Below are 9771 nucleotides of genomic sequence, written 5' to 3'. Positions count from 1 at the left end.
GACAACAGCCGTCCTTGAAGGACTCAGCTCTGAGACCTGTGCCGCGAACCACCGCCGCCGCGGCGCGGGCGAGGTCGTCCGGCGGTAGCCGGAAGACCGGGGCGGAGACGTTGAGCGCAGCGACCGTCGTGCCGCGGAAGTCGCGGATCGGGGCCGCTACGGCGACCAGGCCTGGTTCCGACTCCTCGACGGCGGCGCTGTAGCCCGCGGTCTGCTCGGCGCGCAGGCGTTCCCGCACCTCTTCCGCCGTGCGGGGCGCCCGTTCGGTGCCGGGCAGCCTCTCCGGTTGGGCAGTCAGAATCAGGTCGAGCTCGTCGCTCGGGCGTCCGTGCAGCAGGGCTCTGCCGCTCGCCGTGCAGTTGAGCGGGGAGAGCCTGCCGATCCATTCGTTGGCCTGGAGCGCCCGGCCCGGGCGTTCGGCCAGCACCGTCACAGCGGCGTTGCCGCTGAGCACCGTCAAGTACGCCGCCTCGCCGGTGGTGCGCATCAGGCCGCGCACCACCGGCGCTGCTTGTTGCAGCAGGCGGCTGTCGCTGGCCGCTCCGGCGAGGGCGAAGAGCTGCCAGCCCAGGCGGTACTCCAGCGTTTCCGGGTCGCGTTCTACGAAGCCGCCTTCGGCCAGCACCTTCAGCGTGCGCGAGACCTGCGTCTTCTCCTTGCCCAGCGCTTCGGCGACCGACTGCACCCGCAGCGGTCCGGATCCGAGGGTGCGCAGCACGTCCATGGCTCGCTGGACGCTGCTCAAGCTATCGGTGGCCACCAGCACATCTTCGCGAACCCGTGCGCATGGAGCAACTTGCGTTGTCTCATGCGCTCGTGATTTCTACGGTCGAGTTCCATGTGTGGAATTGCCGCTTTGCACCACCCGACGTCCGTCCCGGCCGCAGCGGGGGAGCCGATGGTCGACGCGATCGCGCACCGCGGCCCCGACGACACCGATCAGCGAGAGGTTGGCAGGCACGCGTGGCTCGGGCACACCCGGCTGTCGATCGTCGACCTCGACGGCGGGCGCCAGCCGCTGCCCGGGCCGGACGGTTGGACGCTGGTCTGCAACGGCGAGATCTACAACCACGCGCAGCTGCGCAACGACCTCGGCGAGCAGGACTACCGCACCTCGTCGGACAGCGAGTCGGCGTTGGTGCTGCTGGCGCGGTTCGGCCCCGCAGCGCTCGACCGGCTGCAGGGAATGTGGGCGCTGTGCGCGGCCGCCCCGGACGGCCGTTTCGTCGCCGCTCGCGACCGGTTGGGCATCAAGCCGCTGTACTGGGCCGAGGTCGCCGGAACCCGCTACTTCGCCTCCGAGCTGCGCGCCTTCCCGGCCGACGTGCAGGCAGCCGTCGAGAGCTTCCCGCCCGGCTGCTCCTGGACGCCGGAGACCGGGCTCGTCCGGTTCGCCGAACCCGTGCCGGAACCCGTCGGGATGCCGGACTGGACCGGGATGTCCGCCGAGATCGCGGAGAAGTCCACCCGCGAGGTGCTGATCGACTCCGTCCGGCGGCACCTGATGGCCGACGTCGAGGTCGGGGTGTTCCTCTCCGGCGGGCTGGACTCCAGCATCGTCGCCGCGATCGCCGCAGCGGACTGCGCCGAAGCCGGGCAGCGGCTGAAGACGTTCGCGGTCGGCACCGCCGATTCACCGGACCTGCTGGCCGCCCGAGCCGCCGCGGAGCACCTCGGCACCGAGCACCACGAGGTGGTCTTCGACGCCGAGCAGGCGATCGCCGCGCTCGACGACGTCGTGCGGTCGGTGGAGTCCTTCGACGCGAGCCTGATCCGCAGCGCGGTGCCCAACTGGTTCCTGTCCGAACTGGCCGCCGACCACGTCAAGGTGGTGCTGACCGGCGAAGGCGCGGACGAGCTGTTCGCCGGCTACGGCTACTACCACCGAACGCACGCCGACGACCTGCAGGACGAGCTCGCCCGCACCCTCGGCGAGCTGCACGGGCTCAACCTGCAGCGCTGCGACCGCGTCACCATGGCCCACGGCCTGGAAGCCCGAGTCCCGTTCCTCGACGCGGACGTCATCGCGCACGCCATGTCGCTGCCGGAGGAGCTGAAGGCGCTCGAGGACGGCGTGGAGAAGGCGCACCTGCGCCGCGCGTTCACCGGCTGGCTGCCCGACGAACTGCTGTGGCGGCGCAAGGTCCAGTTCGGCACCGGTGCCGGAGCCCCGGACCTGCTCACCCCGCACTGGGAATCCCGCATCACCGATGCGGAACTCGAGTCCGCCGACACATCCGTGCGCACCAAGGAAGAACTCGCGTACTACCGCATCTTCCGCAACGCGCTCCCCACCGTCCGCCCAGAAGCAGTCCTCACCCGCTTCGCCACCGCCTAGCCGCCGCCCACCCGACGCGAGGTACGCAAATTCCATTGAAATCGCACGTCCAACTTCAATGGAATTTGCGTCCCAACCCCCGGGGGGGGAGGGGGCTCACCGGGCGCCGAAAGCGACCGCGTTGTCCCCGGTGTCCTTGGGGGCGGTGGTGTCGCTCGGTGACGCCACCAGCTCCAAGCGGACGTCGACAGCGCGCCCGAGACGATCCAGCAGGTCGATCGTCGGCAGGCTGCCGCCGCTTTCCCACCGGGCCACGGAGGACTGCGTCGTGCCCATCCGGCGCGCGAGCTCGGTCTGCGTGATCCCGGCCTGCGTGCGCAACTCGTACACGAGGCGAGCCAGCGCGAAGGCCAGTGACGCTTCCGCGTACGACTCGTCGTACTCCTCCTGGTCGGTAACCGGGTTCTCCCGCCGAATCTGATCGAGCTTCTTCCAGGTCATCTCAGCCCCTCCGCTTGTACTTCATGACCGCGTGGGCGCGTGCGACCTCGCGCCGTTCGTTCGGACGCTGCTTCCGGAACGTCGTCAAGACGATTGCAAGGCGTTCCGGTTCGAGGAAGTAGGTCACCCGGCGATCTGTTCCTTCGCAGTGGAACCGGAGTTCGCACAGGCCTCCACCGAGATGCTTGCTGTGCGGCATGCGGAGAAGCGGTCCGAACTCCGCGAGCAAGTCGAACATTCGGTCCGCAACGGCGCGGTCCCGGTTCTTCAAACTGCCGTACCAGCGTTCGACTTCCGGTGATAGCACGAGCGTCCATCGTTCACCTCTTCCTCCAGTGGGCACGAGTCGAATATAGCGTCGACGAGATATCGCGTCCACGCTATTATCCCAGCATGATCAGTTCGGGTGATGGGGAGAGCGATGTGGACCGGCGACCAGGACGTCGACGGCGGATTGGCGGTGCTGGCCGGTATTCCGCTCGTTGATCGGGAAACGGCGTGGCGGAACGAGCAGTCGTCAGTTCCGGATCGGGGCGATGACGGGTGAGCCGTCGGGGGTGTGCAGGACCGTGACCCGGGCTGTGTAGCGCTTTTCGAGGGCCTCGGGCGTCAGGACCTCGGTGGGGGTGCCTTCGGCTGCGACACCTCCGGCGTCGAGCAGGAGCAGGTGCTCGGCGTACTGGGCCGCGAGGGTCAGGTCGTGGAGGGTCATGACGACCGTGGTGCCCAGTTCCCGGCGGAGTTCGTCGACCAGGTCGAGCAGGGCTTGCGCGTGGCCGACGTCCAGGCCGGTCGTCGGTTCGTCGAGCAGCAGGACCCCGGCCCGCTGGGCGAGGGCGCGGGCCAGCACTGCGCGCTGGCGTTCGCCGCCGGACAGCGTGGCCAGGGCGCGGTCCGCCAGTCGCGCCAGGTCGAGGCGGTCGAGGAGTCCGCGCACGACTTCCAGGTCCGCCGGGCCTTCGCGGCCCAGGACGCCCAGGTGCGGGGTGCGGCCCAGGAGCACGTAATCGGTGACGGTCAGGCCGATCGGCAGCTGCGGGATCTGCGGGGCGTAGCCGATCGCGCGGGCTCGTTCGCGGCGGCGCAGCTCGGCCAGCGGGCGGTCGTCGACCAGCACCTCGCCGGAGTGGCGCACCAGGCCCGCGATGGCCTTCAGCAGCGTCGACTTGCCCGAGCCGTTGGGGCCGATGATGCCCAGCCAGCCACCGGTGTCCACAGTGGTCGAAACGCCCGAGATCACCGTGCCGCGCCGGTAACCAGCGGACAGCTCACGCACCTCCAACCTGCTCATCCTGTCCCGCCTCTCCGCGATTCACAGTGGTGGTTGCGTTTGGGAGGGATCTTGCGGTTTCGCGGTTTCTTGTGACTGGGTTGCGTCTCGGTCCCCTGAGGTGCGGTTGGGTGGGGGTTGGCACACGTTGTGGCTGGGCTGTTCATGCCCGGCTCCGGTGTAGTAGGAGGGCGAAGAACGGTGCTCCGGTGAAGGCCGTGATCACGCCGATCGGGATCTCGGCGGGGGCTAGCAGGGTGCGGGCCAGCATGTCGGCCAGGACCAGGAACACTCCGCCGAACAGCAGTGACATCGGGACGATGATTCGGAAGCTGCCGCCCATTGCCAGGCGCACCAGGTGGGGTACCACCAGGCCGACGAAACCGATCAGGCCCGCCGCCGACACCGCTGCCGCAGTGGCCAGGGACGCTGCGACGAGCACCGCGAAGCGCACCCGACCCGGGCGCACGCCCAGGGCGGCGGCTTCCTCGTCACCGGTGCCGAGGAGGTCCAGCAGGCGCGCGCAGATGCACAGCACGACCGCTGAGACCACGAGGTAGGGCAGCACGATCAGCACTTCTCGCCAGCCCGTGGTGGACAGGCGCCCCAGGATCCACATGTAGACCTGCTGCAACGACTCCACGCGCATCTGCTGCACGAAGGTCTGCGCGGCGGTGAGGAAGGCTCCGACGGCCACCCCGGCCAGCACCAGGGTGGCCGTGTCGCGTCCGGCCGAGCGCCCGACCAGCCAGGTCAGGCCGACGCCGCCGAGGGCTCCGGCGAAGGCCGCGACCTGCACCGGGATGGACAGCGCGGTCTGCGGTGAGCCGGTGAGCACCACCGTGACCGCCAAGCCCGCGCCGGCCGCCGCACCCAGCAGGTACGGGTCGGCCAGCGGGTTGCGGAACACGCCCTGGAAGGCCGCGCCGGAGACCGCGAGCGCGGCGCCCACCAACACCGCGAGCACCACCCGCGGCACCCGCAGGTACCAGAGGATGGCCGCTTCGCGCTCCGACAGCGGCGAAACGCCGCCGGTGAGCTGCGCGGCGATCTCGGCGAGCACCCGGCGCCAGCCGAGTTCGGCCGCGCCGAGCAGCACCGACAGCAGAACGCTGGCGACGAGCACTACGACCCCGATCACCACGTGCCGGGGTCGCAGCTTGGTCTGCGGCAGCGGCGTGCTCGTCACCCCTGCTGCGCCTTGGTGACCCCGTCGGCGACGGAGCGCACCAGGTCGACCACCCGCGGGCCCCAGCGGCCGGCGAGGTCGTCGTCGATCTCGAACACGTGCTTCTTGTGCACCGCGTCGAGGGTGTTCCAGCCGGGCCGCTCGCCGACGGAAGCGGCGGTGACCTGGCAGCACTTGACGTCCGAGACGAAGATCAGGTTCGGGTTGGCCTGCAGCACGTGCTCCTCGGACAACTGCGGGAAGTCGCCGCCAGCCTCGTCGGCGATGTTGTGCAGGCCGAACAGGTTGTAGACGTTGCCGACGAAGCTCCGCGAGGTCGCGGTGTAGTAGTCCGGGCTGACCTCGTGGTAGTAGGTCAGCGGCTGCGGCGGCTTCGGGGTGTCGCGCACGATCTTGTCGATCTCACCGCGCATCTTGGCCACCAGGTCGCGGGCCTGCTGCGTGTGCCCGGTGGCCTGGCCCAGCACCTCGATCTGCCGGTAGGTGTCGTCCAGGTTCGCCGCCGCCGGGGTGAGCAGCGTCGGCACGTTGGCGGCCTTGAGGCCCTCGGCCAGCTGACCGGCGCTGTCCGGGGCGATGACCAGGTCCGGGTCGTGCCCGCCGACGGCCGCGGCGTCGGTGGTGAACGCGGAGAGGTTCGTGCGCGGTGCCTGCTGCGGGAAGTCGGAGAACTGGTCGACCGCGATGACCTGGTCCCCGGCGCCGATGGCGTAGAGGGTTTCGGTGGCGGTCGGGGACAGCGAGACGATCCGCTTCGGCTGCTGCGGGAGGGTCACCGGCTGCTGGCCGGGCAGCTCCACCTTGACCGGGAACGCGGAGGCCGGGTCGTCGGCCGGGGCCGTGGTCTGGGAGTGGGGTCGGGTTGCGCACCCGGTGACCCCGACGAGCAGGGCCAGCGCGGCGAGCAGCAGGGTGGCGAGTCGGCGGAACCCGGTCATGTCTTCCCTACGGTTTCGGCCGGTGCATCGAGGGCGCGGCCGGGGAAGCCGACACCGCACCCCTGCACCGGGAGTGGCGGACATCGACACCACGCGCAAGGCGACCTGGCTCGTGCCCGGTCGAGACCGGGCCATCGCAGTTGCGGCACAGCACCGGGTTCGCACCGGTTTCGCTTGGCGCTGGCGTCCCGCGAGCCCCCGCGGACGGGGGCTCTGAGCTGCAAAGATATCAGGGCTCGATCAACGGGCCGAGGCGCTGCGGGGTGTCTTGGAGCACGGCCTACCGCCAGCGGCCACCCAGCGGTTAGATTTGGCAACGGATCGTGTTCACCGGTGCGCGCCCCGACTGCCGGCGGGGCCGTGACCCGGCACGTTCTGCCCGGTGAGCGGCTCGCCGCCGCACGCGGCGGGTGCTGCCCGCCATCCGCAACGCACGAGGAACGTCCCCGAACTCGCGTCGGGAGGTCTGCGATGACGAAACCCCTGGGCAGCCGCCGTCCGCGCGGACTCCCGTAACCCACACGGGTGCGTTACAACAAGATGGTCAGCATCACTCGACAACTAATGCTTCTGGGTATCCTGGCTGTTAAAGTTCTCTGAACGCTCCGGTCACGAGCGGGCTTTCGAAAGCCCGAAAACTTCTGTCGTGACACCGGAAGTCATCTGCGGGCCAGCGTCGTCCCGTGCCCAGAAGTCATGAAGTCAGGTCAGCCGGTGCGGCTGTCGACTTCCGAGCACGAGAACTGACGAGGGAGGTCTGCGCATGGTCTTCTCCGCCGTCCCAGCAGCCCAGGGCTTGTACGACCCGGCTGCGGAGCAGGATTCCTGCGGTGTCGCCATGGTCGCCGACGTCCGCGGGCGCCGTTCCCACGGCATCGTCGCCGATGCGCTGACCGCGCTGGCGAACCTCGAACACCGCGGTGCTGCTGGAGCCGAGCCGACCAGCGGTGATGGCGCGGGCATCCTGGTGCAGCTGCCGGACGAGCTGCTGCGCGCCGAGGCGGGCGTCGAGCTGCCCGAGGCCGACGACCTCGGCCAGCGCCGCTACGCCGCGGGCATGGTGTTCCTGCCCGCCGACGAGGAGCAGCGCCGCCGCGCGATCGAGCTGGTGGAGCAGGTCGCCGCCGAAGAGCAGCTGAAGGTGCTGGGCTGGCGGGACGTGCCGATCACCCCGGAGAAGGCGGGCGTGGGCACCACGGCGCTGAAGTGCATGCCGCACTTCGCGACCCTGCTGGTCGCCGGGCAGCGCGAGGAGGCCGGCATCGAGCTGGACCGCCTGGCCTTCTGCCTGCGCAAGCGCGCCGAGCGGGCCGCCGCGCAGGAGGGCCTGGAGCTCTACTTCCCGTCGCTGTCCAGCCGGACCATGGTCTACAAGGGCATGCTGACCACCGGGCAGCTGCCCGCGTTCTTCCCGGACCTCACCGACGAGCGGCTGGTCAGCGCGATCGCGATCGTGCACAGCCGGTTCTCCACGAACACCTTCCCGTCGTGGCCGCTGGCGCACCCGTTCCGCTTCGTCGCGCACAACGGCGAGATCAACACCATCCGCGGCAACCGGAACCGGATGCGGTCCCGCGAGGCGTTGCTGGAATCGGACCTGATCCCGGGCGACTTGTCCCGGCTGTACCCGATCTGCGCCGAGGACGGCTCGGACTCCGCCTCCTTCGACGAGGTGCTGGAGCTGCTGCACCTCGGCGGCCGCAGCCTGCCGCACGCGGTGCTGATGATGGTGCCGGAAGCGTGGGAGAACCACGCCGAGATGGACCCCAAGCGCAAGGCGTTCTACCAGTTCCACGCCAGCCTGATGGAGCCGTGGGACGGCCCGGCCTGCGTCACCTTCACCGACGGTTCGCTGGTCGGCGCGGTGCTGGACCGCAACGGCCTGCGCCCGGCGCGCTGGTGGCGCACCGCCGACGACCGGGTGGTGCTGGCCAGCGAGACCGGCGTGCTGGGCCTCGACCCGTCCGAGGTCGTCGCCAAGGGCCGGCTGCAGCCGGGCCGGATGTTCCTGATCGACACCGAGCAGGGCCGCATCGTCGACGACGAGGAGATCAAGTCCGAGCTGGCCGGTGAGCACGCCTACGACGAGTGGCTGCACGCCGGGCTGCTCAACCTCGACGAGCTGCCCGACCGCGAGCACGTGGTGCACACCCACGAGTCCGTGGTGCGCCGCCAGCTGGCCTTCGGCTACACCGAGGAGGAGCTGAGCCTGCTGCTGGCGCCGATGGCGACCAGCGGTGGTGAGCCGCTGGGCTCGATGGGCTCGGACACCCCGCCCGCGGTGCTCTCGCAGCGCTCGCGGATGCTCTACGACTACTTCGTCCAGCAGTTCGCGCAGGTCACCAACCCGCCGCTGGACGCCATCCGCGAGGAGATCGTCACCTCGGTGGCGCGCGTGATGGGCCCGGAGCAGAACCTGCTGACGCCCTCGGCGGCGTCCTGCCGGCACATCGTGCTGCCCAACCCGGTCATCGACAACGACGAGCTGGCCAAGCTCATCCACGTCAACGACGACGGCGACCTGCCCGGTTTCGCCTCCGCGGTGCTGTCCGGCCTGTACGAGGTCGACGGCGGTGGCGAGGCCCTGGCCGCGGCCATCGAGCGGGTCCGCGAGGAGGCCTCCGAGGCGATCGCCGGTGGGGCGCGCGTGCTGGTGCTCTCCGACCGCGACTCCGACCACAAGATGGCGCCGATCCCGTCGTTGCTGCTGGTCTCCGCGGTGCACCAGCACCTGGTGCGGACCAAGGAGCGGCTGCGCGTGGCGCTGGTGGTGGAGAGCGGTGACGCCCGCGAGGTGCACCACATCGCCACGCTGCTCGGCTACGGCGCCGCGGCGGTCAACCCGTACCTGGCGTTCGAGACCATCGAGGACATGATCGCCCACGGGCAGATCACCGGCACCCGGGCCAAGACCGCGATCCGCAACTACGTGCAGGCGCTGGTCAAGGGCGTGCTGAAGGTGATGTCCAAGATGGGCATCTCCACCGTCGGCGCCTACACCGCGGCGCAGGTCTTCGAGGCCGTCGGCCTGTCCGCCGAGCTGGTCGGCGAGTACTTCGAGGGCACCACCTCCAAGCTCGACGGCGTCGGCCTGGACGTGCTGGCCGAGGAGGTCGCGCAGCGGCACCGCCGCGCGTACCCGGACAACCCGACCGAGCGGGTGCACCGCAAGCTCGAGGTCGGCGGCGACTACTCCTACCGCCGCGAGGGCGAGCTGCACCTGTTCAGCCCGGAGACGGTTTTCCTGCTCCAGCACGCCACCAAGACCGGCAAGTACGACGTGTTCCGCCGCTACACCGCGGAGTGCGACCGGCTGTCGGCCGAGGGCGGCACGCTGCGCGGGCTGTTCAAGCTGGACAGCGGCCGGGAGCCGATCGACATCGACGAGGTCGAGCCGATCTCGGAGATCCTGAAGCGGTTCTCCACCGGCGCGATGAGCTACGGCGCGATCTCCGCCGAGGCGCACGAGACGCTGGCGATCGCGATGAACCGGATCGGCGGCAAGTCCAACTCCGGCGAGGGCGGCGAGGACGTCGACCGCCTCTACGACCCGGAGCGGCGCTCGGCGGTCAAGCAGGTCGCCTCCGGCCGGTTC

The 9771-nt window shown here is 70.2% G+C and carries 8 protein-coding genes; 2 read left to right on the top strand and 6 right to left on the bottom strand.

Going from position 1 to position 9771, the window contains the following annotated elements:
* A partial coding sequence (locus ABTZ89_RS29905) for an IclR family transcriptional regulator (RefSeq protein ID WP_351050926.1) occupies positions 1-760 on the bottom strand: 760 nt, incomplete at its 3' end.
* 78 nt (positions 761-838) lie between these two features.
* Here ABTZ89_RS29905 and asnB point away from each other — a divergent pair.
* On the top strand, positions 839-2338 hold the full coding sequence (gene asnB, locus ABTZ89_RS29900) for an asparagine synthase (glutamine-hydrolyzing) (RefSeq protein ID WP_351050924.1): 1500 nt from the start codon (positions 839-841) through the stop codon (positions 2336-2338).
* A gap of 96 nt (positions 2339-2434) precedes the next feature.
* Here the strand turns inward: asnB and ABTZ89_RS29895 are convergent, their stop codons facing one another.
* From ABTZ89_RS29895 to ABTZ89_RS29875, 5 genes are all read right to left on the bottom strand, one after another.
* Positions 2435-2779, bottom strand: a complete 345-nt coding sequence (locus ABTZ89_RS29895) for a helix-turn-helix domain-containing protein (RefSeq protein ID WP_351050921.1) — start codon at positions 2777-2779, stop codon at positions 2435-2437.
* Position 2780: 1 nt separating this feature from the next.
* On the bottom strand, positions 2781-3122 hold the full coding sequence (locus tag ABTZ89_RS29890; protein WP_351050918.1) for a type II toxin-antitoxin system RelE/ParE family toxin: 342 nt from the start codon (positions 3120-3122) through the stop codon (positions 2781-2783).
* Between the two features lie 174 nt (positions 3123-3296).
* The gene (locus ABTZ89_RS29885; protein ID WP_351050915.1) at positions 3297-4070 is read right to left on the bottom strand and encodes an ABC transporter ATP-binding protein; all 774 of its coding nucleotides are present in this window, start codon (positions 4068-4070) and stop codon (positions 3297-3299) included.
* Positions 4071-4212: 142 nt separating this feature from the next.
* Positions 4213-5238, bottom strand: a complete 1026-nt coding sequence (locus tag ABTZ89_RS29880) for a FecCD family ABC transporter permease (RefSeq protein ID WP_270947101.1) — start codon at positions 5236-5238, stop codon at positions 4213-4215.
* Complete coding sequence (locus ABTZ89_RS29875) at positions 5235-6176, bottom strand: ABC transporter substrate-binding protein (RefSeq protein ID WP_351050912.1); 942 nt, start codon at positions 6174-6176, stop codon at positions 5235-5237. The genes ABTZ89_RS29880 and ABTZ89_RS29875 overlap by 4 nt, the downstream gene beginning before the upstream one ends.
* A 763-nt stretch (positions 6177-6939) precedes the next feature.
* Here ABTZ89_RS29875 and ABTZ89_RS29870 point away from each other — a divergent pair.
* A partial coding sequence (locus ABTZ89_RS29870; RefSeq protein ID WP_351050910.1) for a glutamate synthase central domain-containing protein occupies positions 6940-9771 on the top strand: 2832 nt, incomplete at its 3' end.

This window comes from Saccharopolyspora sp. NPDC002686, assembly GCF_040295745.1.
In the GTDB taxonomy this organism is placed as follows: Bacteria; Actinomycetota; Actinomycetes; order Mycobacteriales; family Pseudonocardiaceae; genus Saccharopolyspora; species Saccharopolyspora oryzae.
Note: the sequence above shows the minus strand (reverse complement) of the source record. Positions and strands in the feature narration are given on the sequence as shown.

What these genes read in the sequence shown, in the direction of transcription:
- ABTZ89_RS29895 (WP_351050921.1), bottom strand. Translation starts at nt 2,779, where the DNA reads ATGACCTGGAAGAAGCTCGATCAGATTCGGCGGGAGAACCCGGTTACC.
- ABTZ89_RS29875 (WP_351050912.1), bottom strand. Translation starts at nt 6,176, where the DNA reads ATGACCGGGTTCCGCCGACTCGCCACCCTGCTGCTCGCCGCGCTGGCC.
- asnB (WP_351050924.1), top strand. Translation starts at nt 839, where the DNA reads ATGTGTGGAATTGCCGCTTTGCACCACCCGACGTCCGTCCCGGCCGCA.
- ABTZ89_RS29885 (WP_351050915.1), bottom strand. Translation starts at nt 4,070, where the DNA reads ATGAGCAGGTTGGAGGTGCGTGAGCTGTCCGCTGGTTACCGGCGCGGC.